Below are 24728 nucleotides of genomic sequence, written 5' to 3'. Positions count from 1 at the left end.
GATGCGGCCCTCAGCAGTTCAGGAAGATCTTGGTGCCGTTCACCGTGACGCCCGAGGCATCGAGCATCAGCGTGGCGCTGCCCGCGCGCAGCACGATGCGCCCCGGCGTGACCTCCACCGCCGTGCCGTCGACATCGAGCACCACGCTGGTCGGGCTCGCATGCCTCATGGCGCCCGAGGCGAAGGTGTCGAGCGTGCCGCTCTCCGCGCTCACGCCCACACTGCCCGAGGCCACGGCCGAGAAATCGCCGCCCTGCGCCAGCAGCCCCATGTTGAGGGCGGCCGTTCCATACAGGTTGGCGGCCGAGCTGGTCAGCGAGACGTCACCCTGCGCGGTGGCCGAGGCCGGGCCGGCCGGCACGTTGAGCGTCATCGCGTCGTTGTAGGTCGCGGCATGCGATCGGGCCGAGACCTGGTAGGCCTGTCCGATGGTGGTGGTCTGGCCCAGCGTGACGTTCCACAGGTCGTTGTCCTGCGCCGTGACGGTGCGGGCCTTCATGACCGTCAGCGAATCCGTTCCCGTGACCGAGGTGGTCTGGTTGCCCGTGACGCTGGCGGTGCGGTGGGCCTTGGCGATGTGCGTCTGGTCGCCCGTGACCGTCAGGGTCTCGGTGCCGGTGACGGCATGGCTGCGGTTCGACTTGACGTTGACCGCCTCGTCGCCGTCCACGGTCTCGGCGCGCTGGCCGTGGATCGTGATCGTCTCGTTGCGGTCGACGGTCTTGGTGCGGTCGTTCTTGATGTGGTGGGTCTCGTCGCGCTCGACGGTCTTGTTGCGGTCGCGGCCCACGGTGTGGACCTCGTCGTTCTCGACCTCGAGCAGCTGGTCGCGCTCCGCATGCAGCCACAGCTGCTCCTCGCCGAGCTTGTCCTCGAAGCGCAGCGCGTTCGCGTTCGCGGCATTGCCACCCTCGGAGCTGCGCGAGAGCAGGCCGCTCTGAGTCGCGTTGGCGGGCAGGTCCCACGGCGGCATGTTGTCCGCGTTGTAGACCCGGCCCGTGATCAGCGGGCGGTCGGGGTCGCCGTACTCGAAGTCGACCACCACCTCCTGGCCCACGCGCGGGATCTGCATGCCGCCGAAGTTGCTGCCGGCCCAGGGCGAGGACACGCGCACCCAGCACGAGCTGCTCTCGTCCTTGCTGCAGTAGCGGTTCCAGTGGAAGCTGAGCTTCACGCGCCCGTACTGGTCGGTCCAGATCTCGCGGCCCGCGGGGCCGGTGACCACCGCCGTCTGCGGGCCCGTGGTGCGTGGTTTGGTCGCGTCGGGCGTGGGGCGGAAGATGTTGTTCGCCGGCAGCACCTCGAACTCGACCCGGCAGCGGAACTCCTCCAGCCCCGTCGCGTCGCCCGCTTCCTGCAGCGACAGGCGCGCGGCGGTCACGAGGTAGTCGGCATTCGCGCTGTCCTGCGGATGGTCGGTCAGCGTGAAGCGGTAGCCGGCCGCCAGGCCGCGCAGGTTGCCCGCGCCGCTGGCGACCTGGCCGGGCGCGCCAGCCTCTTCCATCCGCGCGCGCGCGATCTGCTCGCCGTCGGCCTCGGCCGCGTAGTTGCCCGGCCAGGCGAACACCTCGCGCGTCGCATGCCGGGTGCGGCGCGGCATTGCCTTGGTGCGCAGCAGGTCAGCCTTGGGGCGCGTGAAGTCGAAGTCGCCGGTCGCCCACTGGCCGCTTTGCAGCGCCTCGGCCAGCTGGAAGTGATGGCAGTGCTCCTCGTTGGACGAGGCCTCGGCGGCGCTGAACGGAATGCGCTCGTAGCCGCCGGCGGGGAAGGGGCCGTGCGCCTGCATGTCGTCGACGATCACCAGCGTGTGGCTGTTGGCCGCGTGCTCGAAGTAGTAGTAGAGGCCCCACTCGTGCAGCAGGCGGCTCGCGAAGTCGTAGTCGGTCTCGCCGTACTGCACCACGAACTCGCGCGGCGGATAGCTGCCCGTGGCGCGGATCGAGAGCGCGAAGCCGTAGGCCCCGAGCACCTCGTCGACGATGTCGAGCACGTTCCTGTTCTGGAAGATCCGGAAGTCCTGCGAGCGCTGGGCCAGGCTCAGCCACGACTCGATGACCACCTCGTAGAGCGCGCGCCGCTGCTCCAGGCGCAGGAAGCGCGCCCGCGTCACCAGCCCCGAGAGATGGCGCTGCTGCTGCGCGCCGCCGGGCCGGCCGTCGAGCAGGATGTGCACGCCGAACTCCTCGCCGATCAGCGGCTTGAGCTTGATGTTCGCGGCCGAGTGCGCATCGACGGCGCCCGACGCCGGCGTGGTCAGCGTGAGGGTGTAGCGATAGGGGCGGCTCAATGCTTCCTCGCCCTCGATCAGGACGGGTTCGAGGGCGGCCACCCCATCGAGCATGGGCATGGCATCGGAGGTCGCGGTGATCTTGCGGCCCCGGCTGGAGGCGGGCGTGGGCATGAAACTCCCTGAAGCGAAACTTGGAAAGGCGACGACCGGAGCGGACCGCCTCCCACGAGCAAACCGAGCACTGTAGGGAAGCTCGTGCCGCTAGACCGTAAGAAGCTGCAACCAAATTGCAATGGCGACACATCCATTTCACTACTTTCGGCGACGAATATCAGTCGAAGGTATGAAGAATGGCTTTCGTCGGCCACACGGCGTCGAACCCGCGGTGCAAACGTTTCCGTTCTCGGCGGCACTCTACTGCCGTTTTGGCTGGCCGAGGGCGTGACTACTAGGATTCGTAGTCGCGCGCCGATGCGCCATCGGCGCCGCGAAATTCAGGCCCTCGGCCTCGCGCCGAAGCTCTGCCGGTACACGCTCGGACTCACGCCCGCCACGCGCTGGAACTGCGCCCGGAAGTTCGCCGCCGACCCCAGCCCGACCTTGACGACGATCTGCTCGATGCCCAGGCGCGTGCGTTCCAGCAGCTCCTGCGCGCGGCGCACGCGCGCGCGGATCAGCCATTGCGCGGGCGAGACGCCGAACTGGTGCTGGAAGCGCCGGTTCAGCGTGCGCTGGCTGCTGCAGGCCTGGCGCGCGAGGTCGTCGAGCGACAGCGGCCGGTGCAGGTTGCGCTCCACCCATGCGAGCAGCGGCTGCAGGTCGCGGTCGGCGGGCAGGTCGAGCGGCTGGATGAACTGGGCCTGGCCGCCCTCGCGGTGCAGCGGCACCACCGACAGCCGCGCCACCCGCGCCGCGACGGCCGCGCCGAAGTCCTTGCGCACCATGTGCAGGCACAGGTCCAGCCCCGCCGCCGCGCCCGCGGAGGTCAGGATGTTGCCGTGGTCGATGTAGAGCACCTTGGCATCGACCTCGACCCGTGGATGGAGCTCGGCCAGCAGCGGCGCCGCGACCCAGTGCGTGGTGGCGCTCAGGCCATCGAGCAGCCCGGCCTGCGCCAGCACGAAGGCGCCCGAGCAGATGGAGGCGATGCGCGCACCGCGCGCCGAGGCCGCGCGCAGCGCCTGCAGCACGGCGCGGCCGATCGGTGCGTCGGGACGGGCGATGCCGGGCACGACGATGGTCTGCGCCTCATCGAGGACCGAGAGCCCGTGCCGGACCGTGAGCGTGAAGCTGCCGTTGTCGAAGGACTTCTGTTCGCCGCAGACCGCAACGCGGTAGCAGGGCTGGCCGGGCGCGAGTTCCGCATGACCGAAGACCTCGCAGGCGCATGCGAGATCGAAGGCGATGAGGCCGGGCAGGGCGAGCACCGCGAGCCGGTGCGGCGGGGCGTTCGGGTCACGGTGTGTCATGGAAGCGGATTCTTCCATGGTTGGCGAGAAACAGTCGGAGCTTGTCAATCCGGCCACTTTCGCTTCAGGCATTGCATGGGGAAACTACGGAGGTTCCCATCATGGAGTTGCTCTTGCCGTCCCGAGCTCTGCGCCTTTCCCGTCTCCGGCTGTTCTGCCTGCTCGAAGCCGCTACGCTGCTGATCCTGCTGCTGGTCGCGGTGCCGATGAAACACCTCGCCGGCCTGCCCTGGGCCGTGAGCCTCATGGGGCCGCTGCATGGCCTCGTCTTCCTGGGCTTCTGCTGGAAGGTGGCGAACGCGGCGACGCTCGAGGACGTCTCCGCGCGCATGGGCTTCAAGCTCGTGCTCTTCGCCTGCCTGCCGGGCGGTGGCTTCTACAGCTGGAAGACGCTCGATAGCGAGCCGGCCTCCTCATGACCTACCTGTGGCTCAAGGCGTTGCACCTGGCCGCGGTGCTCGCCTGGACCGGTGGCCTGCTGCTGCTCGGCGTGGCGGCCGCTTCGCTCGGCCGTTCGGGCGGCGTGCTGCTGCCGCACGAGAAGCGCATGGGGCAGGCCTTCCTGCGCTGGGACCGCCGCGTCACCGTGCCGGCGATGGTGGCGGTGTGGGGCCTGGGCATCGCGCTCGCGAGCCTGGGCGGCTGGTTCGGCGCGGGCTGGCTCCACGCGAAGCTGGTGCTGGTGTTCGCGCTGTCGGGGCTGCACGGCGTGCTGTCGGCCTGTCTCAGAAGGCAGCTCGAGGGCATGAACATCCGCGAACGCGCTTGGATCCGGATCAGCCCCGGACTGTGCGTCGCGGCGCTCGGCGGCATCGCGCTGCTCGTCGTGCTCAAGCCTTGAACCCGGGCTCGAGCGAAGGCAGGTTCTGCGCCGCGAAGTCCGCGAACAGCTTCGCGCGCGCGAAGCTGCCCCGGGCCGCGGGCCACACCGCATGCACCGGCACCCGCGGCGACTCGAATTCGGTCAGCACCAGCTCGATGCGGCCGCTCTCGAGCAGATGGCGGATCTGCCACAGCGGCGTGAAGCACAGTCCCAGGCCGTTCGCCACCGCGGCATAGAGCGAAGCGGTGTTGTCCGCCCGGAAGCGTCCCGAGACCTTCACCCGTCGCGGCCGGCCATCGATGGTGAACGGCCAGTTGGCGTCGTTGCCGTGCGTGGTGCGCACCAGGCATTGGTGATCGACCAGGTCCTCGGGGCGTTGCGGACGCCCGTGCCGCGCGAAGTAGTCGGTCGCGCCGAACACCACGAGCCGCAGGTCGCCGAGCCGCCGCGCCGCCAGTTCGGAATCGGGCAGTTCGCCGATGCGGATCGCGAGGTCGATGTCGCCTTCGATCAGGTCGACGAAACGGTCGGAGGCGGTGAGGTCCACCTCGATGCCTGCGTAGCGCTGCATGAACGCGCCGATCAGCGGCACGACGAAGGCCGGCGCGAACTGCACGGGCGCGGCCACGCGCAGCAGGCCGCGCGGCGCGCTCGACTGGCTGCTTGCCTCCGCCGCGGCCGCGTCAAACTCCGCCAGCGCGGCCTGCACGCGCCGGTGGTAGGCCCGTCCCACCTCGGTGGGGGACGACTGCCGCGTGGTCCGCCGGATCAACTGCACGCCGATGCTGCGCTCGAGCACGCCCAGCGAACGGCTGATGGACTGCACCGAGCGCCCCAGCTGGCGGGCCGCGGCGCTCTGGCTGCCCAGCTCGACGATGGCGACGAAGGCGCGGATGTCCTGAATCTGGTCCATGGATTCTTCCGTTCTGGATGAAGGTCTTTGGCGGCCGCCGTGGATTCACGCCTGCGGCGGCCGTCCCTATCTTCGGGACTCCGCGGCCTGGTGCCGCTCATCGATCGAGGAATCATCCATGGAACAACATAGACCCACGGTGCTGGTGGTCGGCGCCACCGGCCGCGTGGCCGCGCTCGTGGTGCCCGCGCTGGTACGGCGGGGTGCCACGGTGCGCGCGCTGGTGCGCAGCGAATCCGGCCGGCGCCAGGCAATCGACAACGGCGCCGCCGAAGCCGTCGTTGCCGACCTGCGCGATCCGCCGAGCCTGCGGCGCGCGGCCGCGGGTGCGGACGGCGTGTTTCACATCGGCCCGGCCTTTCAGGCGGACGAAACGCAGATGGGTTGCAATCTCGTCGCCGCCGCGCAGCAGGCCGGGGTGCGCAAGTTCGTGTTCTCGTCGGTGATCCAGCCGACGCACGTCACGCTCGCGAACCACGCGAGCAAGGTCCCGGTGGAGGCCGCGCTGTTCGAGTCGAAGCTCGAATACACCCTGCTGCATCCCGCCAACTTCTTCCAGAACCTGCGGGGCGCCTGGCCCGGCATGGCGCGGGACGGCGTCTTCGCGGAACCCTACCCGGTGCACACGCGGATCGCGCGCGTGGACTATCGCGACGTCGCCGAGGTCGCGGCCATCGCGCTCACCGAAGACCGGCTGGCCTACGGCTCGTTCGAGCTGTGCGCGCCCGGCCGCTTCAATCCGCAGGAGATCGCGGCGATGGCCGGCGAGGCGCTCGGCCGGCCGGTGGCGGCGCGAGAGATGGACTTCGAGGGCTGGGTCGAGCGGACGCGCCCGCCCTATGACGCACGCCAGTTGCAGTTGCTGTCGAAGGTCCACGCGCACTATGCGGCGCACGGGCTCGGCGGCAATGCCCTCACGCTCGAGGCCATCCTCGGCCGCGCACCGCGCACGCTGGCGCAATACATCCGCGAGCTGGCCGCCGCATGAGCCGCGGCCTCCGGAAACTGCCGGCGCGCTGCGCGGGCATCCTCATGCCGCTGCTGCTGTCGGTCTTCATGTCGTGCATCGTGGCCGGCATCGCGACGCTCAAGAGCGTGGGGCTCAGCGAAGAGTGGCCTCGAATGTGGATGGGCGCCTGGGGCGTCTCGTGGCTGGCCGCGTTTCCCTCGTTGCTCGTGCTGCTGCCGGTGGTGCGCCGCATCGTCGCGGCGACCGTGCAGAGCCCGCCGCGCTGACCGGCGCGCAAGGCTGCGAAGGCTCAGCGATCGATCCGCGCGACGAACTCCTCGCTCGTCATCACGTGCGCGGTCGAGAAGGCCAGGATGGTCAGCGTGGCCTTGTGCACCGCCTCGGCCGGCATCGCGCCCTGGCCCACGTCGGGGTAGTCGAAGGTGCCGGTCGCATCCGACAGGAAGGCCACCTTGTAGTTGCGGAACATCGCGTCGCGTGCCGTCGCATGGCAGCAGTTCTCGGTCGTGGTGCCGGTGATCGCCACGGTGTCGATGCCCCACTCGCGCAGGATCAGGTCGAGGTCGGTCGCGAAGAAGCCGCTGTAGCGGTGCTTCTTGACCACGTGCTCGCCCGCGGCGGGTGCGAGCGCCGCGAAGATCTCGCTGCCGGGCGTCTCGTCGACCAGCGCGCTGCGGTCGGCGATCGGGCCGTAGAGGTCGTCGTACAGGCCCATGTCGCAGCCGTCGCGCCGGTGCACGTGGGCGGTGTAGATCACGCGGATGCCGCGTTCGCGGCAGGTGGCCAGGGTGCGCGCCAAGGTCGGCACCATGGCCGCGGCCTGGGCCGAGCGCAGCTGGGCGCCCTCGGCGACGAAGTCGTTCTGCATGTCGACGACGATGACGGCGGTGGTCGCCGGATTGATGCGATCGATCTGATAAGGCATATTGGCCCCTCGGTGGGTGAGTCGGATGGTGGCGGGTGCGGCGATCTTGGGTCGCGCCGGCCGTCCGCGCTGGCCCCGGCTTGCCAAGCTTTGTTCTCCACCTGCCATCCATTCCATGAAAACCCTGGTCGAACCCGGCGACAGCTTCGAGAAGTGGCACCAGGTCACGTGCCGCAGCTACTCGGTCACGCAGTGCGCGAATGCGCCGGGCGGCGCGGCGTTCCGCGCCAGGGTGTCGCAGCGCGGGCTCGGCGCGCTCGCGCTCAACGAGATCGAATCGAAGCTGCCCGGCGCGGCGACCATCCGCGTCACGCGCGGCGCCACCGACATCCGGCGCGACCCGCGCGACGACTTCTTTCTCTGGTTCGCGCTCGGCGGCAACACGCGCTTCAGCCAGGACGAGCGGCGCGTGAGCATGCGCCCCGGCGACATGGTGCTGCACGACCAGTCGCGTCCCTTCAGCCTCGAGTTCGGCGAGTGGTCGCATGCGGTCATGGTCGCGATCCCGCGCGCGCTGCTGACCAGCCGCATCGGCGCGGCCGATGAATTCGTGGCACGGCCGGTCGGCCGCGACGCCAAGCTGGCCGCGCTCGCGGGGTCGGTGCTGCAGCAGTTGATGGCGCTGCACGACGATGCGCCGCCGGCGCTCGCGCAGGCCGCGATGGACATCTGGTCGACGGCGCTCGAGGCGGAGCTCGCGCCCTCGCAGGTCGAGGCCGGCGCGCGCGACGGGCGCCTGGCGGCCGTGAAGCGCTACCTCCGTGCCCGGCTCGGCGATCCGACGCTCGACGGCGAAACCATCGCGCGCGACTGCCATCTGTCGCTGCGCACGCTGATGCGGCTGTTCGCCGCCGAGGGCACCACGCCCGGCCGTTGGCTCTGGCAGCAGCGGCTCGAGGCCAGCTACCGGGCGCTCGCCGAAGGGCGCGTGCGACAGGTGTCGCAGGCCGCGCTCGAGTTCGGCTTCACCGACCTCAGCCATTTCAGCCGCGCCTTCAAGGCGCGGTTCGGCCGCTCGCCGAAGGACGTGCAGGGCAAGGGTGGATGAGCACGAAGGAGATGAACGAGATGGCCACCAAGGCGCCCACCACGATCGACGATTACATCGCCGCCGCCCCGCCCGAGGCCCATGCGCACCTGCGGCGCCTGCGCGCGCTGCTGCGGCGCGTGGCACCCGAGGCCCGGGAGGCCATCAAGTGGGGCACGCCCTTCTTCATCGAGCCGCGCTTCCTGTTCGCCTTCTCGGCGCACAAGGCCCACCTGGGCTTCGCGCCCTCGGCCGCGGCGCTCGAGGCGTTCCGCAAGGAGCTGGCCGGGCACCAGACCACCAAGGAACTGCTCAAGGTCCGCTACGACGAGCCGCTGCCCGAGGACCTGATCCGCCGCATCGCCGAGCACCGGCTGCGCGTGGTGAAGGCACGCGAGGACGATTCGTTCTGGTGAAGCGCAGGCAGGCAGGCCGGCGGCGAGAATGAAGCGCAGAGCCCCAGCCAGGACACGAGATTGCACGACATCGATCGCCCGGACCCTTCGCCTCGCTTCGCCAACCTCGCCACCGCCGCATCGGCCCTCGCGGAGGCCGAAGCGCTCGTCGCGCGGCTGCTGCCGCTGAGCACGCCCGCCGACAGCGCCTCGCCCGACCTGCAGGAGCATCTGGCCTCGGCCTGGTTCCGGCAGGTCGAGGCACTGGATGCGCTCGGGCGCACGGCCGAGGTGGTGGCGGTGGCCGATGCGCTGTGCGCGCATTTCGAGCCCGGTGCGCGCGATGTGCTGGCGCCGGTGTTCGCACCGGTCGCGGCCTGGCCGTGGATCGCGCGTGCGCAGTGCGAGAAGGCCCGCGCGCTGGCCGCGACCGGCCACGCCGAGGCCTCGCTGGGCCTGCTGCGGGAGGTGCAGCGCCGCTTCGAGCAGGCGCAGTCCCCGGCGCTGCGCGAATGGATCGTCGCCGCGGGGCTCGAGGAAGCGAGGCTGCGCGCCGCCGGTGGCGCGACCTTCGCGCGCGTCGACATGGTGCGGCATTGCGAGGACCTGGCGCGGCGCTTCGGCGGCGACGACTGGCCCGCGACGCGCGTGCTCGTGGCCCGCGTGCGTGCCGCGCAGGCCCGGATGCTGGCGGAGCTCGACTACCACGACGAGGCGCTGAAGCAATACGCGGCCCTGCATGACGACCTGCAAGCCGCCGACGAGCCCGCGCTGAAGGCGCAGGCCGCCGATGCGCTGCATGCCCATGCGCGCCTGCTCGAGACGCTGGGCCGCAACGAGGAAGCCCGCGCGCTGCTGCGCACCCTGATCGACACCCATGCCGAGGCCGCCGACCCGGACCGGCGCCAGACCCTCGCGCTGGCGCGGACCGACCTCGCGCTCGCCTTGCAGCGCGACCTGCTGCGCGGCGCGCAGGACGAGGACCTCGAGGAGCGCCTGCTCGCGGCCTGCGATGCCGTGCTGGACCCGCATGCGGACAGCGAAGACGCCACCGTGTTGCGCTGCGTGAACCGCATCCTGCGCGTCAAGGCGCAGCTGCTGCGCGACCGCGATGCCGAGCCCGACGACGAGGATCGTGCCGACGAACTGGCCGAATGGCAGTGGTCGCGCTATGCCGGGCATGCCGATGCGCAGGTCCGCAAGGAGCTGCTGCTCGCGATGCTCGACCAGCTGGTGCCGCTCGACGACCCGGCGCGCGAGCTGGTTGGCTACCGTCGCCTGCTCGAACGTTTCGGCGACGACCGCAGCGCGTTGCTGCAGCCGCAGCTGGCACGCACGCGCCTGCTCGAGGCCTGGGCGCTGCGCGCGCTCGACTGGGGCGACGAGGCGCTGTCGGCGCTGTCGGAACTCGATGCACTGCATGCCGAGTCCGCCGATGCCTACACGCGGCTGCAATGCGTGCACGGCCGCATCGAGCGCGCGCGGATCCTGGAGGCCCGTGGCGATGTCGAAGGCGCCCTGCGCGCGCTCGAAGGCTGGACCGAGGCCCGCGGCGCGGAGGACACGGCCCTGCGCCGCGCCATCGCGCGCGCCATGGACCTGCGCTGCGACATCCTGCAGGCACAGGCGCCCGCCGCGCATCCGCGCCCGGACGGCAAGGACGAGGAGGGCCGCGCGATCGAGGTCGCCGTGACCGAGGCCGAACATCGTTTCGCCGCGGCGGTCGATGCGCTCGTCGCGCGTTTCGCGAAGGACCCCGCCGAGGACCTGCGCACGATCGCGGTGAAGGCGCAGTACGCGCTCGCGGCCCATTGGCGCGGGCGCCTGCAGTTCCAGCGCGCGGTCGATGCTTACGCGGCGCTGGTGCAGGCCTTCGCGGCCGACACCTGCGCCGAGGTCGAGGGCGTGGTCGCCAGCGCCTACCTCAACCAGGCCTATGCATTGATGATGCTGCTGGAGCGCGAGGCCGACGCCCTGCCGGTCTACGACGCGCTGCTCGCGCGCTTTCCGAATGCCACCGGCGCGGCGATGCGCGACACGCTGGCGAAGGCCGCGGCCAGCCGGCTGACCTGCCTCAACCGGCTGCAGCGTCAGGGCGCGACGGTGAGCTACGGCGACCAGTACGAGGACCTGACGCTGGCGCAGCGCGATGCGATCGACGCCACCATCGAGCGCGGGCGCGTGCTGGCCGTGGAGGGCAAGCACCGCGAGGCCATCGCCTGCTACGACGAGGTGCTGCAGGCCCATGTCGAATCGCTGCATCCCGAGCTGCGGCGTCATTGCCTCGACGCGATGGTGCGCAAGGGCTACAGCCTGGGCTGCCTGTCGCAGCGCGAAGCCGCGCTGGCGGTCAACGACGAGGTCATCGCGCGCTATGGCAACGAACTCTCGACCTCGGCCGAGAAGGACGTCGCGCTCGCGATGTCGAACCGCGCGGTGCAGCTCGACAAGCTCGGCCGCCGCGCCGAGGAGCTGCAGACCTACGACGCGATCATCGTGCGCTGGGCGCGCTCCGACGTGGCCTACCTGCGCGAGCGCGTGGCCAATGCGCGCTTCTGCAAGGCGATCACGATCGCCGACACCGATCTGGATGCCGCGCTGGCGCTCTATGGTCATGTGATCGACACCTGCCTGCATGCCTCCGAGGTCGCGCTGCGCACCTATGCCGCGAAGTCCAGCGTGAACCGCGGCGTGCGCCTGCGCAAGGCCGGCCGCTACGAGGAGGCGGTGGCCTGCTGCGAGGCGCTGGTGGAGGCCTGCGGCGAAGAGGCCGACAAGGGCATCGCGGCCCAGGTCGTGAAGGCGCGCATCGGGCTCGCGCGCAGCTACGGCCACGTGGGGCAGGTGGAGCGGCAGGTCGAGACGCTGGAACTGCTGCTGGCCTTGCCCGCCGGGAAGATCGACGAGGGCTTGCGCACCGAGCTGCGCGCGGAGTACCAGCAGCTGCGGCCGTCGCCGCTGGTCAAGGCGGCACGGGCGCTCGGCGCGCTGTTCGCTCCGAAGAAATGAACCCCCACCGTTCGAACTGAGCTCAGCCCGAACGGCGGGCTATCGCATCAATCCCCGAACTCGCGCCTCGTGCGTGGCGCCTCGGACGCCTGCTCCTCCAGCGACTGCCGGTACTTCACGCAGCCGCGCATGAACTGCGGCCAGGCCGGCACCGCGATCGCTGGCGGCGTCTTCTCGGGCAGCAGCGACCACAGGTCGGGGTGGTGCCAGCACAGGTCGTGGCCGGTGGCATCGCGGTGGCGGCGCACGCCCTCGCGCAGCTTCCGGACCTCGGCGATCAGGTCGTCGCGCGACAGGGTGTCCAGGTCTTCGTCCATGACGGTTCCTTCCGGATGGGGGGAGGCTTCAAGCTAGCAGAAGCCTCCCTCGGAAGGAATCGGACGGGAGGAGGGTGCTACTGCCGGATCTTGCCCGCGTTGCTGAGGATCGTGAGCTCGACGAAGCGCGTGCCGTTGCCGCCGGCGTTGGGGCCGAGGTCGACCACGTAGCCGCCGAAGTCGAAGTTCACCAGCGAGGCCAGCGCCGCGGCCATGCCTTCGCGCGTGGGCGTGCGCCCCTGCCGGCGCACCGCCTCGGCGATCACGCGGCCCGTGATGTAGCCCTCGAACATCGAGTAGCTGACCGGCACCTCCAGCGTCTGCCCGGCCGTGGCCTCGATGAACTCGCGCGTCAGCTTGCTCGAGATGCGGAACGGGCTCGGCGTGACCTGCGCGATCACGATGCCCTGCATGTGCTGCTCCGACAGCCGCTGCGACAGCTGCTCCACGTCGACGCCCGAATGCGCGACCAGTTGCGCCGTGCCCTTGGGCGCCATGCGGTAGCGTTCGATGAAGGCCGCGGCGGCGCCGGTGCTGGTCAGCATCACGATGGCCTGCGGCGGTTCCTTGAGGAAGGCCTCGGCGGCGTCGCCCACCTTGGTCGTGCCCGCCGGGTAGGAAGCCCGCACCACGATGCGCGACGACGAGGCCGCGGCGAGCTCGTCCATCAGCTTGAGCAGCTCCCCCGAGGCGGGCACGTCCTCGTAGAAGACGCCGAGCCGGTTGATGCCGATGGTGGCGAGGTGACGCGTGATCTTGGTCAGCTCCTCGCGCAGGTCGGCATGCATGTTGAACAGCAGCGGCGGCGGCGCGCGCAGCTCGGACGAGCGGTAGCCCACCAGCGCGAGCCGTTCCTTCTCGAGCGTGCCCGAGGCCACGAGCGCCGCGATGTTGCGCGTGCCGAAGTAGCCCGCGAGCACCATCGGCCGGTTCTCCGCGACCAGGGCCTTGGTCAGCGCCACGGTCTGCTCGGGCTGGCCCAGATCGTCCTTGCGCACCAGGCTCAGCGTGTGGCCATTGACGCCGCCGGCCTTGTTGATCGCGTCGAAGCTCAGCTTGAGCCCGACCCCGAAGGCCCGCCCCTGCCGCGCCTCGAGCCCCGACATCGGGGCCACCTGCCCGACCACCACCTGCACCGCCGCGGCGGGCAGAGCCGCAACCGCCATCGTGGCGGCCGCGAGCAGCGGACGCCAGAACGCCATCGATTTCATCTGTCTCTCTCCGTCTCCGGGCGGTGAACGCCCCTTCTTGCAAGGGCCGGATCTTGGTGTCCGGGCGGGGCGGAGGATAACGGAAAACGGTGAATCTGCGCGCGGGCCGTGGTGCGCCATCCCGGCGATATGATCTCGCGCGCTCGCAAGCGCATCGATGTAACCGTGTTGCTCGATCCATTCGATCACCAGGAGGGAGACAGGATGATGAAGACGCTCGTGTTGGCGGCCACGGCCGCATTGCTCGCCGGTTGCGGTACGACCTCGGGCAGGCTCGGTCCGTTGCCCGAGGTCCCGGATGCCTCGGTCGCCGCCAAGGTGGTGGTGGTCCGCATCAGCAGCATCGTCGGCGCGGCCAATGGCTACACGGTGGCGATGGATGGCAAGGACATCTTCGGCATCGGCTCCGGCGAGCACGCCGAATTCCAGGTGTCGCCCGGCGAGCACTACCTGGGGGTGAAATGCTTTGGCGGCTTCACGCCGACGTGGAAGGAGGACTCGCTGAAGTTCGACGCCGCGAAGGCATCGTCGAACTACTTCGTCGTCAGCCCCAGCATGACTTGCGCGGCGGTCAGAGGGGCCGACGAGGCGGAAGCGAAGAAGCTGCTGTCCGGCAGCAAGGCCGTCAACCTCGCGAATCCCGCCGGCCGATAGAGCGCCCGGGGGCGCGGCGAATCAATCGCTGCCGTCCTCGCGCGCCGCCATCCGCCCCGCTTCGCGATCGAAGGCCTCGTACTGCCCGTCGCAGAACAGCTCGCAGAGCCGGTCGAGCTCGCCGCGGTCGCGGGTCTCGAACACCGCGACGTCCTGTTCGAGCTTGCCCTTGCCGAAGAAACCCTTGCGCGGGCGCATCGCCACCGACTGCAGCTGGTATTCGCCGCGCCGGTCGGTACCGTCGCCCAGCAGCGTGACCCACAGCTCGCGCTGGTCGACCTCATTGCGCAGCACCAGCGCGGGCAGCGGGCCGTCCTGCTGCTCGTTCCATTCGCGGTGCTGTTCCTGCCACGGATGGGCATCGATCGCGGCCATGAAGCCGACGAGCGTGGTCTCGCCCTGCGGGTGGGTCTGCTGGAAGTCGTCGCCGACCTTCTGGATTGCGTAGCTCAGCATGCGGTGGAGCGCCGGTGCGCCCGTGTGGTGTCGATGACCGAGTGTGCCCAGCCGCGCGGCAAGGGCGTGTCGGTCGCCGCCCCGTCTTCCTCAACCCGCGGCGGGGCGAGAGAGCGGCCGCGGCGCGCGCGCGGCGCGGTGCTCCTGCAGCAGGGTCAGCATCACGGTCAGCGCCATGAAGACCACCGCGGCCCAGAAGATGCCGCTGAAATGGCCGCGGTCGAGCAGCCAGCCGAACAGCATCGGGCCCACCGCGCCGCCGATGTTGAAGCCCGTGGAGACGATGCCGAAGGCGCGGCCTTCGGCGCCGGGCGGTGCGGCGGCGCGCACGAGCATGTCGCGCGAGGGCGTGATCACCCCGGTCAGGAAGCCGGTGGCGCCCAGGCACAGCACGAGCGCGAGATCGGGCAGCCGGCCCCAGGCCGCGAGCGCCGCGAGCACGGCCGCGCCCGCGAACGCGACGGCCGCCACCAGGCCGTGGCGGCGCGTGCGGTCGGCCAGCGCGCCGCCGGCCAGCACGCCGAAGGCACTGGCGAACAGGAAGGCCGTGACCGCCGCATTGGCCCAGGTGAGGTTCACGCCGTAGCCGCCGACCAGCGCCGACACCGAGAAGCTGCCGATCGAGTTCGTGCTGAGGCTCAGCAGCACATAGAGCAGGGTCAGCGTGAGGATCGCGGGCGTGAGGATGCGAACGCCCGCTCCATTGCCGGCCGTGGTCTTCGGCTTGTTCGCAGGCCGCGCGGCAAGGGCCGGCTTCTCGCCCGCGAACAGGAAGACCCAGGCCAGCAGCCCCGCGAGGCCGGTGGCGGCGAAGGCCCAGCGCACGCCCAGTGTGCTGGCGATGCCCATCAGCAGGGCCGGCGCGATGGCGCCGCCGACGAAACCCGCGAAGGTGTGGACCGAGAAGGCCTTGCCCATGCGCGCGCTGTCGATGCCAGCGGAGAGCATCGCGTAGTCGGCCGGGTGGTAGACCCCGTTGGCGATGCCCGCCAGCGCCATCGCGGCGAGCAGCCAGGCGTAGTGGCCCGAGAACGCGAGCGAGCCGAAGGCCGCGCTGCCCAGCAGCAGGCCGGCCATCAGCAGGCGCCGCGCGCCGAAGCGGTCGACCGCGAAGCCCAGCGGCGCCTGCACCAGCGCCGACACCACGTTGAACACGCTGAGCGCGAGGCCGAGCTCGACGAAGCTCAGGCCCCACGCGCCGGGCAACACCGGCAGCAGCGCGGGCAGCGCCATGATGTGCAGGTGGCTGACGAGGTGGGCGGCGGAGACCTGCGCGAGCAGGCCGGTCTTGGGAAGGGGCATGGCCGGGGGCGTCGAAAGGACGGCGCATTGTGCGGCAAGCCCGGCGTCCGCGCTTGCCGTCCCCCGCTCAGGCGATCACTGCACCGCCACGAACTCCCCGCCCTTCACCTGCAGCAGCACGCCGCCATAGCTCGGGTTGCGCCCCGCGTCCACGCTCCAGGTGCCGTTGCCCAGCACCATCGGCACCTTGTTGAGCTTCGCGAGCTCGTCGCGGATCTTCGTGCGGTCGGGGTTCGGGCCGGCGTTCTTCACCGCCTGCACCGCGACCTGGCCCAACGCATAGCCCATGCCGGCCCAGTTGTCGGGCGCGGCCTTGTACTTGGCCTGGTAGGCCTTCACGAAGGCCTGGTTCATCGGCGAGGGATTGTTCGGCGAATAGTCCGACACGAAGTAGGTGCCCTCGACCGCCTTGCCGCCGGCCTTGATGAAGCCGGCCGAGCCCAGCGTCGACGGGCCGATGAACTTGACCTTCGATTCGAGCCCGGCCTGGCGGATCTGCAGGATCAGGTTGGCCGAGACCTCGGCCGGCGCGGCGATGAAGATGGCGTCGGTGGGCGTGGTCGCGACCTTGGTCGCGAGCGCGAGGAAATTCGAGTCGGAGGAGATGAACTTCTCGTCGGCCGCGATGGTGACGCCGGCCTTGGTGAAGTAGTCGGCCAGCGCGTTCTTCTGGCCGATGTAGCCGTCGCTGCTCTGGTCGTGCAGCAGCACCACGCGCTTCACGCCGAGCTTCTCCGAAGCCAGCTTGCCGAGGAAGCCCATGATGTCGGTCGGCGTGGCCTGGATCTTGAACGCCCAGGGGCCGGTGGCGAGGATGCCGGGCGAGCTGCCGATGGCGAGGATCGGCAGCTTGAGGTCGTTGGCCACCGGCGCGCCGGCCAGGGCCTCGGCGCTGACCGTGGGGCCGAGGATCAGCATCACGTTGTCGCGCTTGCCGAACTGGTTGACGAGGTTGATGACCTGGCCCTTGTCGCCCGCGGTGTCGCCCTCGACGATCCTGAACTTGTTGCCGCCGGGCAGCCCCTGCGCGTTGGCTTCCTCCAGCGCGAGCTTCATGGCGTTCTGGATCGGCACGCCGCCGAAGGCGTAGGTGCCGGTCATGGCGTTGAACACGCCGACGGGAATCTCCTTGCCCTGCCCGAAGGCGAGGCCGCTGAAGGCGAGAAGCAGCGCGCCGGCGACGGCGGCTCTGCGATGCATGGTCATGGTGTGTCTCCAAGGGCGCGCGAAGGTGCGCGGTTTTTCTCAGGGGGCCATGGCAGTGTCTTCATGCATCCGGGTTGCGTCAGTCCCCATCGCAGGGGACGGACCGACCCGAAGCGGTGCCGAGGCTATTCGGCCACCAGCTGCAGCGGCAGCACGTCGAGCGTGCGCAGCGTGTTGACCGGCCGCCAGCGCGATGCGCCCGCGGGCTCGATGCGCTTCACGCGCCGCACCAGCGCGCCGAGGATGCTCTCGGCCTCGAGCCGCGAGATCATCTGGCCGATGCACACGTGCGCGCCCACGCCGAAGGCGCGGTGCACGCCCGCGGTCTGGCGCGTGACGTCGAAGCGCGCGGGGTCGGGCCACTGGCGCGGGTCGCGGTTGGCGGCGCCCATGTGGTAGCCGACCTTGGTGTCGGCGCGCAGCCGCACGCCGCCGAGCTCGACCTCGCCCGTGGTGGTGCGGAACATTACCTGCGCCGGCGACTCCAGGCGCAGCGCCTCCTCGAACGCCCCCTTGATGAGCGCCGGATTGGCCTTCACGAGCGCGAACTGGTCGGGATGCTCGGCCAGCAGCTTGAGCGTCGATCCGATGCCGGCGATGGTGGTGTCGACGCCGGCGCGGAAGAAGGAGCGCACCTGCAGCGGCGCCGTGCCCTTGTCGAAATGGCCCGCGTCCTCGGCCTCGTAGATCTTCTCGGCGAAGCCGCCGGGCAGCGTGTGCTCGCGCTGCAGCACCTGCTGGTACCAGTCCATGATCGGCGCGGCACGCTCGAGCGCCTGCGCCACGCGCTCGTTGTTCGGCCCGAGCTGGTTGAAGTTGAGCTCGCCCGTGAGCTTGATGCGCTCGGGCGGCACCGCGATGCCGAGCACGGCCGGGAACACCTCGAGCACGTAGGCCTCGGTGATGTCGGCCACGCCGTCGACGCGGCCGCGCGCCACCGCGGCCTCGGCGATCTCCTCGGCGCGCTGCGCGAACTTCTCCTTCCAGCTCTTCACGACCAGCGGCGAAAGGATGCGCTGCAGCGCGGCGCGCACGCGCGTGTGCTCGGGCGGGTCGATCTCCGAGATCGGGCTGCGCGTGCGCCAGGCGCCGGGCTTGCGGATGTCGCTCATGCCCACGCCGCCCTCGACCGTGAAGCGCTCGAAGTCGCTCGCGACGATGCCGGCCTCGGCATGGCGCGTGACGGCGTAGTAGCCATGCGGCGCGACGTAGACCGCGGGGGCCATCTCGCGCATGCGGTCGAACAGCGGATAGGGATCGGCGATGTTCGCGTCGGAGAACGGATCCTCGTCGAGGACCGGTGCGTCGGGGATCGACAGGGTGGCGGTGGCGTTCATGGGTCGGTTCTCCTCAATCCGCGCTCGGCAGCACGCGCACGGTCATGTCGGCGATGCGCCAGCCCTCGCCGGTGCGCCGGAAGCGCAGGTCGTACTTGCCGAACATCGCGATCTTGCCGGGGCCGTCGCGCCAGTCGGTGATGAGCGCGCGCGCATGGCCGTGGGCCTCGTCGGCGCCTTCGCCGGGCACCGCGTAGAAGTCGGTCATCTGGTGGTGCATGCGCTGCCTGAACTTCTTCTTCATCACCTCTTCCATCAGTGCGAGCAGATGGTCGCGGCCGTGGATGGTTTCGGGCGGCAGGCCGCTGCCGCCCTGCGAAGCCGGTGGCGAGTTGGCGCGGGTCCAGCTGGCGTCCTCGGTGAACAGCTGGGCGAAGTCGGGATCGCCGGCGTCGGCCAGGTGGCCATAGCGGGCGAACAGGGAACGGATCTCGAGCTCGTCCTCGACGGGCAGTTGCGGAAAGCGCATGGGGTCTCCAGGGTCGGCACAGTGCTGCGCCCAGTGTCCGCAGGCGCGCCGCGCGCGTCTGTCCCCATGCGGGGGACGGCGGCCCCGGGCGCACCCGTACCACCGCAAGGGGACATACAACCAAGGGCCGCATTCCGATGATCGCCGCCATGCTGATGCAACAACTACTCAATGGCGTGGTCGTGGGCAGCGTCTATGCGCTGTTCGCGCTCGGGTTTACCCTTCTGTTCGGGGTCAACCACATCATGAACATGGCCCACGGCTCGGTGTTCATGTGGGGCGCGTTCGCGGGCCTGTACGCGGTCACGGTGCTCGACGCGCCGATCTACGTGGCCCTGCTGATCGGCATGCTCGCGGGCGGGCTGGTGTCGGTGGCGCTCGACCTGTTCGCGTTCCGGCCGCTGCGCCGCCGCGGCGCGCCGGAGTTCTCGGCCATCGTGTCCTCGATCGGCGCCGACCTGGTGCTGCTGGCGCTGGCGCAGAAGCTGTCGAACACGGCCGTGATGCGCTTTCCCTTCGATGCCTTCCCGGTGGTCATCTACACCATCGGCGGCGTGCGCGTGCAGCTGCTGCAGCTGGTGATCGTGGCGCTGGTGGTGGCGATGGTGTTCGGCCTGGTCTGGTACCTCTACCGCACCGGCTTCGGCCAGCGCATCCGTTGCGTGGCCTATTCGGAGCAGACCTCGCGCTTGCTGGGCATCAACCCCGGGCCGGTGAACATGCAGGTGTTCCTGATCTCGGGCGCGCTCGCGGGCATGGCCGGCGTGCTGATCGGGCTGGTCTTCAACTCGGTGCACTTCGCGATGGGCGAGCCGCTGTTGCTGCGCGCCTTCGTGATCATCATCCTCGGCGGGCTCGGCAGCATTCCGGGCGCGCTGATCGCCGGGCTCGCGATCGGCATCGTGCAGACGCTCGCGGTGGCCTACGTCTCCTCGGGCGTGGCGGAGGCGATCGTCTTCACCGCGCTGTTCGTCGTCATCCTGGTCCGGCCCACCGGCCTGTTCGGTCAATCGTCCGCCGCCATGCGGGTGCAACGCGCATGATGAACTTCTTCTACACCTACCAGTCGCTGTTCGACCACATCCTGGTCTACGCGATGCTCGCGATGAGCCAGTACGTGGTGCTGCGCGCGGGCGTGTTCTCGCTCGGCAGTGCGGGTTTCGCCGCCATCGGCGCCTATGGCTGCGCGCTGCTGGTGGTCAAGGCCGGCTGGCCGCCGCTGGCGGCGATCGCCGCGGGCACCGCGCTCGGCGGCGTGGCGAGCGCGGTGCTGGCCTTTCCGCTGTCGCGGCTGCGCGGCGTGTTCCAGGCGGTCGCCACCCTGGCCATGGTGCAGATCGTGCTGTCTGCCACGCAGAACTGGACCAGTGTCACCAACGGCGCGATCGGCATCAGCGGCATCCCGAAGGTGGCCGGCACCGGCGAGCTGCTGCTGATCGTGGTCGCGGTGGTGGTGCTGCTGGCCGCGATGGGCCGCCACAGCATCGGCCGCGCGATGGACGTGATCCGCGAGGACGAGACCGTGGCCGTGTCGCTCGGCATCTCCGTGCCCTACCACCAGCGCATCGCCTTCATCCTTTCGGGCCTGCTCGCGGGCCTGGGCGGCGCGCTGCAGGCTTCGAGCAGCTATGCCATCACGCCCGGCGAGTTCGGCTTCGGCATGCTGGTGGCGGTGCTCGCGATGGTGGTGCTCGGCGGGCGCACCTCGGTGTGGGGCGCGCTCGTGGGCGCGGCGATTCTCACCACCCTGCCCGAGCTGTTCCGCGTGTTCGCCGACTACCGCAACGTGGTGCAGGGCATCCTGCTGATGCTGGTGATCGTCTACCTGCCGCGCGGCGTGGCCGACACCGCGATCGCGCTGCTGCACGACCGCCGGCTGCGGCGCCAGGCGGGCCATGCGCCGCGCGCGCCCGCGGCACCGGCGGTGCCCAAGGCACCCATCGTCAAGACATCGATCGAAGGAGGCGTGCGCCCATGACCGCGACCCTGGTTCTCGAAGGCGTGGCCCGCCATTTCGGCGGCGTGCCGGCCGTCGACGGCCTGAGCCTGCAGGTGCCGGCCGGCCAGATCACCGGCCTGATCGGCCCCAATGGCGCGGGTAAGACCACGGTGGTCAACCTGATCACCGGGCTGCTGCACCTGACCGCGGGCCGGGTGCTGCTCGAGGGCCGCGACGTGTCGCGCGACGAGGCGCCGGCGCTCGCGCGCGCCGGCGTGGCGCGCACCTTCCAGAACATCCGGCTGGTGCCCGACGCGAGCGTGCGCGAGAACGTGGTGGCGGGCTTCCATCGGCACGAGAAGTCCGGCCTGTGGGCCAACCTGCTGGGCCTGCCGTCGGCGCGCGCCGAGGCGCGCGAGCTCGATGCGCGCGCGATGGAACTGCTCGAGCGCTTCGGCATGGCCGCGCTGGCCGAGCACCGCGCGGGCAGCCTCTCGTACGGCCATCAGCGGCGCATCGAGATGATGCGCGCGCTGGCCACCAGCCCGAAGCTGCTGCTGCTCGACGAGCCCGTGGCCGGCATGAACGACGCCGAGGCCGAGAGCCTCGCCGGCATCTTCCGCAACGTGGCCGCGAGTGGCGTGGCGGTGCTGCTGATCGAGCACAACATGCGCTTCGTCATGTCGCTGTGCTCGCACCTGTACGTGCTGGCCTCGGGCCGGCTGATCGCCGACGGCCTGCCCGAGGCGGTGGGTCGCGACCCGAAGGTCGTCGAAGCCTATCTGGGGGCCTGAACCATGCTCGAGATCCGAAACCTCGACGTCCACTACCGCGGCATCCAGGCGCTGCGCGGCGTGAGCCTCCATGTGAAGCAGGGCGAGATCTTCGCGCTGATCGGCCCCAACGGCGCCGGCAAGTCGAGCCTGGTGAACGCGCTCTCGGGCCTCGTGCCCACGGGCGGCGAGATCCGCTTCGAGGGCCAGCCGCTGGGCCGCATGCCCGCGCACCTGCGCTCGCGCGCCGGCATCATCCAGGTGCCCGAGGGCCGGCGCGTGATCGCGCCCTTGTCGGTGGCCGAGAACCTCGAGCTAGGCCGCCAGGCCGCCGGCGTGCGCGGCAGCGACGCGCAGGACCTGGAGCGCGTGCACGCGCTGTTCCCGGTACTCAAGGACCGGCGCCACCAGCTCTCGGGCTCGCTGTCGGGCGGCCAGCAGCAGATGCTCGCGATCGGCCGCGCGCTGATGGCGCGCCCGCGCGTGCTGATGCTCGACGAGCCCAGCCTCGGGCTCGCGCCCGTGATCATCAAGGAGGTGTTCCGCGCGCTGGTGCAGCTCAACCGCGAGGGCATGACCATCCTGCTGGTGGAGCAGAACGCGCGCCTCGCGCTGCAGACCGCGCACCGTGCCGCGGTGCTCGAGCAGGGGCGCATCGTGCACGAGGGCATGGCGAGAGAGCTGGCGAACGATCCGGTGATTGCGGACCACTACTTCGGGCGGGCGGGATTGATCGCCTGATCGACGCGCTCGGGATCAGGCGGTGGTGACCGTCTTCGGCTCGAGGAATGCCTCGAGCCCGAACACCCCGAACTCCCGGCCGAGGCCCGACTGCTTGACCCCGCCGAAGGGCGCGAGCAGGTCGGGCGCGATGCGGTTGACGAGCACCGTGCCGGCCTCCAGGCGTTCGGCGACGCGGCCGGCGCGTTGCGCATCGGAGGAGAACACGTAGGCCTGCAGTCCGTAGGGCGAGTCATTCGCGATCGCTACGGCCTCGTCCTCGCCTTCGTAACCGAGCACCGACAGCACCGGCCCGAAGATCTCCTCGCGCGCGATGTCCATGTCGTTGCGCACATCGGCGAACACCGTGGGCCTGACGTACCAGCCGCGCGACAGCCCGTCGGGCCTGCCCTCGCCGCCGGCTACGAGCGTCGCGCCCTGTTCCTTGCCGCGCCGGATGAAGCGCTGGATGCGCTCGAACTGGGCCGCGTTCAACAGTGGTCCGATCGCAGTGGCCGGATCGCGCGGATCGCCCACGCGCAACGCTGTTGCGACGGCGGCGATGCGTTCGATTGCTTCGGGCATGCGCGCACGCGGGATCAGGAGCCGCGTGCCCGCCACGCAGGCCTGGCCGTTGTTCATGAAGGCCGCATTCAGCGCCAGCGGCAGCGCGCGCGCGAAGTCGGCGTCGTCGAGCACGATCGAGGCCGACTTGCCGGTGAGCGCGAGGCTTACGCGCTTCATGGTGTCGAGCGCGGCGCGCGCGATCAGCTTGCCGGTGGGCGTCGAGCCCGTGAACGACAGCTTCGCGATGCCGGGATGGGTGGCGATCTCGTCGCCCACGTCCGCGCCGCGGCCGAGCAGCACATTGAACGCGCCCGCGGGCAGGCCCGCGTCGTGCAGCGCCTCGGTCACCACCTGGGCCTGGATCGGCCCCAGCTCGCTGGGCTTGATGACCGACGCGCAGCCCGCCGCGATCGCCGAGGCGAGCTTGCTGCAGACCGAGCCGGCGACGCTGTTCCACGGCGCGATCAGCCCGGCCACGCCGACCGGCGCCATCGTCACCGTGGAGTCGCCCACGCGGCGCGTGAACTCGAAGGCCTCGAGCGTGCGTGCCGCGTTGGCGAAGCATTGCGAGGCGTAGTCGCTGACCCACTGCGCGCGCGCGAGCGGGCCGCCGTACTCCTCGATGGTCGCGTCGCGGATCGCGTCGGTGCGCGCGAGCACGGCGGTGCGCAGCCGCTCGAGCATCTCGATGCGCTCGGCCTTGCCGGTGGCGGCCAGCGCGGGCTGGGCGCGCTGCGCGGCCGCGATCGCGCGCTTCGCGTCGTCGCGGTTGGCGAGCGTCGCGCTGCCGATGCGCTGTTCGGTCGCGGGGTTGGCGATCTCCACGACCTCGGTGCCCTGCACGGGCACGAAGGCGCCGTCGATGTAGGCCTTGTCGATGTTCCACATGGTGCTGACTCCTGGTTTGTGCCGCTGGGTGGCGGCGTTGAAGGCAGTCTAGGAATCCGACATCGTTTTGAGAATCCGATCAAAATGAGATGACTCATCCAGAAAATCGGAACAATGCACAAGAGCGGCCTGATCGAACTCGAGGTGGTGTTGGCCGTCGCGCGGCGGCAGGGCTTTCGCGCCGCGGCGGTGGAGCTCGAGATGTCGACCACCGCCGTCAGCAATGCCGTGTCGAGCCTCGAGGCCCGGCTCGGCGCGCGGCTGTTCCATCGCACCACGCGCAGCGTCTCGCTGACCGAAGCCGGCCGGCAGTTCGTCGCGCAGATCGGCCCGGCCGTCACGAACATCCGCGATGCGATGGACAGCGTCGGCGAGCGCCGCGCCACGCTGGGCGGCACCCTGCGCATCAACAGCGCGCTGGGCGCGGCGCTGATGGTGTTTCGGCCGCTCGTCGCGGAGTTCCTGCGCCGTCATCCGGGCGTGACCGTCGACATCGTCACCGAGGGCCGCATGGTCGACATCGTCGCCGAGGGCTTCGACGCCGGCCTGCGCCTCGCGCCGCTGGTGCCGCGCGACATGGTGCGCGTGCCGCTCGGCGGCAGCCTGCGCATGGCCGTGGTGGCGTCGGCCGAGTACTTCGCGAACCGCCCCCGGCCCGAGGTGCCCGCCGACCTGATGCAACACGCCTGCATCCGCGCGCGCCTGCCGAGCGGCGTGCCCTCACCGTGGGAGTTCGCGCAGGGCGGCGAGCCTTTCACTGTCGATGTGCCGGGGCCGCTGGTGCTCGATGCGCCGACGCTGATGCTGGAAGCGGTGCGGCAAGGCGTGGGCGTGGCGCAGTTGGCTGAGTGGTATGTGGCGGAAGACCTCGCGAGCGGGCGGCTGGTGCGCGTGCTCGATGAATGGACGGTGCCTGTGCCGGGGTTGTGCCTTTACTACGCGGGGCATCGGCATCTGCCGGCGGCGTTGCGAGCGTTGGTGGATTTGGTGCACGAGCTGCGGGCGAAAGAGGAGGAGCGAAACGCCGGGGCAAGGCCGGTGAAGCGAAAGTCCTCGAGGGACGGGGCGAAGTCGGGACGGCGTCCCGGGCCGTGAGCTGCGGGTGATTTGCAACTTGCGGGGTGACTT

Annotated in this window: 25 protein-coding genes; 13 read left to right on the top strand and 12 right to left on the bottom strand. The window is 70.5% G+C overall.

Annotation, left to right across the window (positions count from 1 at the left end; all coding sequences use genetic code 11):
- Positions 1-10 precede the first annotated feature (10 nt).
- Both AC07RV_RS05365 and AC07RV_RS05360 read right to left on the bottom strand, forming a co-directional pair.
- Positions 11-2401 (bottom strand): type VI secretion system Vgr family protein, encoded by a 2391-nt coding sequence (locus tag AC07RV_RS05365; RefSeq protein ID WP_296786096.1) that lies wholly within the window; start codon positions 2399-2401, stop codon positions 11-13.
- A gap of 323 nt (positions 2402-2724) precedes the next feature.
- Positions 2725-3699: a GlxA family transcriptional regulator gene (locus AC07RV_RS05360; RefSeq protein WP_296786094.1), complete on the bottom strand. Its 975-nt coding sequence runs from the start codon at positions 3697-3699 to the stop codon at positions 2725-2727.
- A 101-nt stretch (positions 3700-3800) separates the two neighbouring features.
- On the opposite strand from AC07RV_RS05360, the gene AC07RV_RS05355 reads away from it, so the two are divergent.
- Together AC07RV_RS05355 and AC07RV_RS05350 are read left to right on the top strand one after the other, a co-directional pair.
- The gene (locus AC07RV_RS05355; RefSeq protein WP_296786091.1) at positions 3801-4118 is read left to right on the top strand and encodes a DUF3817 domain-containing protein; all 318 of its coding nucleotides are present in this window, start codon (positions 3801-3803) and stop codon (positions 4116-4118) included.
- Positions 4115-4540, top strand: a complete 426-nt coding sequence (locus AC07RV_RS05350; protein WP_296786088.1) for a CopD family protein — start codon at positions 4115-4117, stop codon at positions 4538-4540. Before AC07RV_RS05355 ends, AC07RV_RS05350 begins: the two co-directional genes overlap by 4 nt.
- On the opposite strand, the gene AC07RV_RS05345 is transcribed toward AC07RV_RS05350, so the two are convergent.
- Positions 4530-5435, bottom strand: a complete 906-nt coding sequence (locus AC07RV_RS05345) for a LysR family transcriptional regulator (protein WP_093346966.1) — start codon at positions 5433-5435, stop codon at positions 4530-4532. The genes AC07RV_RS05350 and AC07RV_RS05345 overlap by 11 nt on opposite strands.
- 118 nt (positions 5436-5553) lie before the next feature.
- Between AC07RV_RS05345 and AC07RV_RS05340 the strand changes: the two genes are divergently transcribed.
- Positions 5554-6423 (top strand): NmrA/HSCARG family protein, encoded by an 870-nt coding sequence (locus AC07RV_RS05340; protein WP_296786085.1) that lies wholly within the window; start codon positions 5554-5556, stop codon positions 6421-6423.
- The gene (locus AC07RV_RS05335; protein WP_093346974.1) at positions 6420-6671 is read left to right on the top strand and encodes a DUF2798 domain-containing protein; all 252 of its coding nucleotides are present in this window, start codon (positions 6420-6422) and stop codon (positions 6669-6671) included. Before AC07RV_RS05340 ends, AC07RV_RS05335 begins: the two co-directional genes overlap by 4 nt.
- Positions 6672-6694: 23 nt before the next feature.
- Here AC07RV_RS05335 and AC07RV_RS05330 read toward each other — a convergent pair whose 3' ends face one another.
- A complete protein-coding gene (locus tag AC07RV_RS05330; protein ID WP_296786080.1) occupies positions 6695-7330 on the bottom strand; it encodes a cysteine hydrolase family protein in 636 nt (211 codons plus the stop codon).
- Between the two features lie 115 nt (positions 7331-7445).
- On the opposite strand from AC07RV_RS05330, the gene AC07RV_RS05325 reads away from it, so the two are divergent.
- The 3 genes from AC07RV_RS05325 to AC07RV_RS05315 are packed head-to-tail and all read left to right on the top strand — an operon-like array spanning position 7446 to position 11761.
- Positions 7446-8378 carry a helix-turn-helix domain-containing protein gene (locus AC07RV_RS05325; RefSeq protein WP_296786077.1) on the top strand — a complete coding sequence of 311 codons (933 nt, stop codon included), beginning with the start codon at positions 7446-7448 and terminating at the stop codon, positions 8376-8378.
- Entirely contained in the window at positions 8375-8773 is a 399-nt protein-coding gene (locus AC07RV_RS05320; RefSeq protein ID WP_296786072.1) for an iron chaperone, read from the top strand. The genes AC07RV_RS05325 and AC07RV_RS05320 overlap by 4 nt, the downstream gene beginning before the upstream one ends.
- Before the next feature lie 60 nt (positions 8774-8833).
- Positions 8834-11761 carry a hypothetical protein gene (locus tag AC07RV_RS05315; RefSeq protein WP_296786069.1) on the top strand — a complete coding sequence of 976 codons (2928 nt, stop codon included), beginning with the start codon at positions 8834-8836 and terminating at the stop codon, positions 11759-11761.
- Positions 11762-11808: 47 nt separating this feature from the next.
- On the opposite strand, the gene AC07RV_RS05310 is transcribed toward AC07RV_RS05315, so the two are convergent.
- Together AC07RV_RS05310 and AC07RV_RS05305 are read right to left on the bottom strand one after the other, a co-directional pair.
- Positions 11809-12078: a hypothetical protein gene (locus AC07RV_RS05310; protein WP_296786065.1), complete on the bottom strand. Its 270-nt coding sequence runs from the start codon at positions 12076-12078 to the stop codon at positions 11809-11811.
- Between the two features lie 77 nt (positions 12079-12155).
- The gene (locus tag AC07RV_RS05305; protein ID WP_366929029.1) at positions 12156-13289 is read right to left on the bottom strand and encodes an ABC transporter substrate-binding protein; all 1134 of its coding nucleotides are present in this window, start codon (positions 13287-13289) and stop codon (positions 12156-12158) included.
- A gap of 204 nt (positions 13290-13493) precedes the next feature.
- On the opposite strand from AC07RV_RS05305, the gene AC07RV_RS05300 reads away from it, so the two are divergent.
- Positions 13494-13943: a hypothetical protein gene (locus AC07RV_RS05300; RefSeq protein WP_143129232.1), complete on the top strand. Its 450-nt coding sequence runs from the start codon at positions 13494-13496 to the stop codon at positions 13941-13943.
- Positions 13944-13964: 21 nt separating this feature from the next.
- Here AC07RV_RS05300 and AC07RV_RS05295 read toward each other — a convergent pair whose 3' ends face one another.
- From AC07RV_RS05295 to AC07RV_RS05275, 5 genes are all read right to left on the bottom strand, one after another.
- Positions 13965-14399, bottom strand: a complete 435-nt coding sequence (locus tag AC07RV_RS05295) for a hypothetical protein (protein WP_296786061.1) — start codon at positions 14397-14399, stop codon at positions 13965-13967.
- Positions 14400-14489: 90 nt separating this feature from the next.
- Positions 14490-15701, bottom strand: coding sequence for an MFS transporter (locus AC07RV_RS05290; protein WP_296786058.1), 1212 nt, complete (start codon positions 15699-15701; stop codon positions 14490-14492).
- A 75-nt stretch (positions 15702-15776) separates the two neighbouring features.
- Positions 15777-16907, bottom strand: a complete 1131-nt coding sequence (locus tag AC07RV_RS05285) for an ABC transporter substrate-binding protein (RefSeq protein ID WP_093347002.1) — start codon at positions 16905-16907, stop codon at positions 15777-15779.
- A gap of 125 nt (positions 16908-17032) precedes the next feature.
- Positions 17033-18244: a cytochrome P450 gene (locus tag AC07RV_RS05280; RefSeq protein WP_296786054.1), complete on the bottom strand. Its 1212-nt coding sequence runs from the start codon at positions 18242-18244 to the stop codon at positions 17033-17035.
- A 13-nt stretch (positions 18245-18257) separates the two neighbouring features.
- A complete protein-coding gene (locus AC07RV_RS05275) occupies positions 18258-18713 on the bottom strand; it encodes a nuclear transport factor 2 family protein (RefSeq protein ID WP_296786051.1) in 456 nt (151 codons plus the stop codon).
- Positions 18714-18850: 137 nt separating this feature from the next.
- On the opposite strand from AC07RV_RS05275, the gene AC07RV_RS05270 reads away from it, so the two are divergent.
- From AC07RV_RS05270 to AC07RV_RS05255, 4 genes are read left to right on the top strand one after another with little or no spacing between them, the layout of a single operon-like run.
- Positions 18851-19756 (top strand): branched-chain amino acid ABC transporter permease, encoded by a 906-nt coding sequence (locus AC07RV_RS05270; RefSeq protein ID WP_256222704.1) that lies wholly within the window; start codon positions 18851-18853, stop codon positions 19754-19756.
- Entirely contained in the window at positions 19753-20691 is a 939-nt protein-coding gene (locus tag AC07RV_RS05265; protein ID WP_296786050.1) for a branched-chain amino acid ABC transporter permease, read from the top strand. The genes AC07RV_RS05270 and AC07RV_RS05265 overlap by 4 nt, the downstream gene beginning before the upstream one ends.
- The gene (locus tag AC07RV_RS05260) at positions 20688-21446 is read left to right on the top strand and encodes an ABC transporter ATP-binding protein (protein WP_057594135.1); all 759 of its coding nucleotides are present in this window, start codon (positions 20688-20690) and stop codon (positions 21444-21446) included. Before AC07RV_RS05265 ends, AC07RV_RS05260 begins: the two co-directional genes overlap by 4 nt.
- 3 nt (positions 21447-21449) lie before the next feature.
- On the top strand, positions 21450-22166 hold the full coding sequence (locus tag AC07RV_RS05255) for an ABC transporter ATP-binding protein (RefSeq protein WP_296786047.1): 717 nt from the start codon (positions 21450-21452) through the stop codon (positions 22164-22166).
- Between the two features lie 15 nt (positions 22167-22181).
- On the opposite strand, the gene AC07RV_RS05250 is transcribed toward AC07RV_RS05255, so the two are convergent.
- On the bottom strand, positions 22182-23600 hold the full coding sequence (locus AC07RV_RS05250; protein ID WP_296786044.1) for an aldehyde dehydrogenase family protein: 1419 nt from the start codon (positions 23598-23600) through the stop codon (positions 22182-22184).
- Positions 23601-23714: 114 nt separating this feature from the next.
- On the opposite strand from AC07RV_RS05250, the gene AC07RV_RS05245 reads away from it, so the two are divergent.
- The gene (locus AC07RV_RS05245) at positions 23715-24695 is read left to right on the top strand and encodes a LysR family transcriptional regulator (RefSeq protein ID WP_296786041.1); all 981 of its coding nucleotides are present in this window, start codon (positions 23715-23717) and stop codon (positions 24693-24695) included.
- Positions 24696-24728: the final 33 nt, after the last annotated feature.

The sequence above is a fragment of the Variovorax sp. GW821-FHT09B01 genome (genome assembly GCF_059418345.1).
This window is presented reverse-complemented; position numbering and strand designations above follow the sequence as displayed.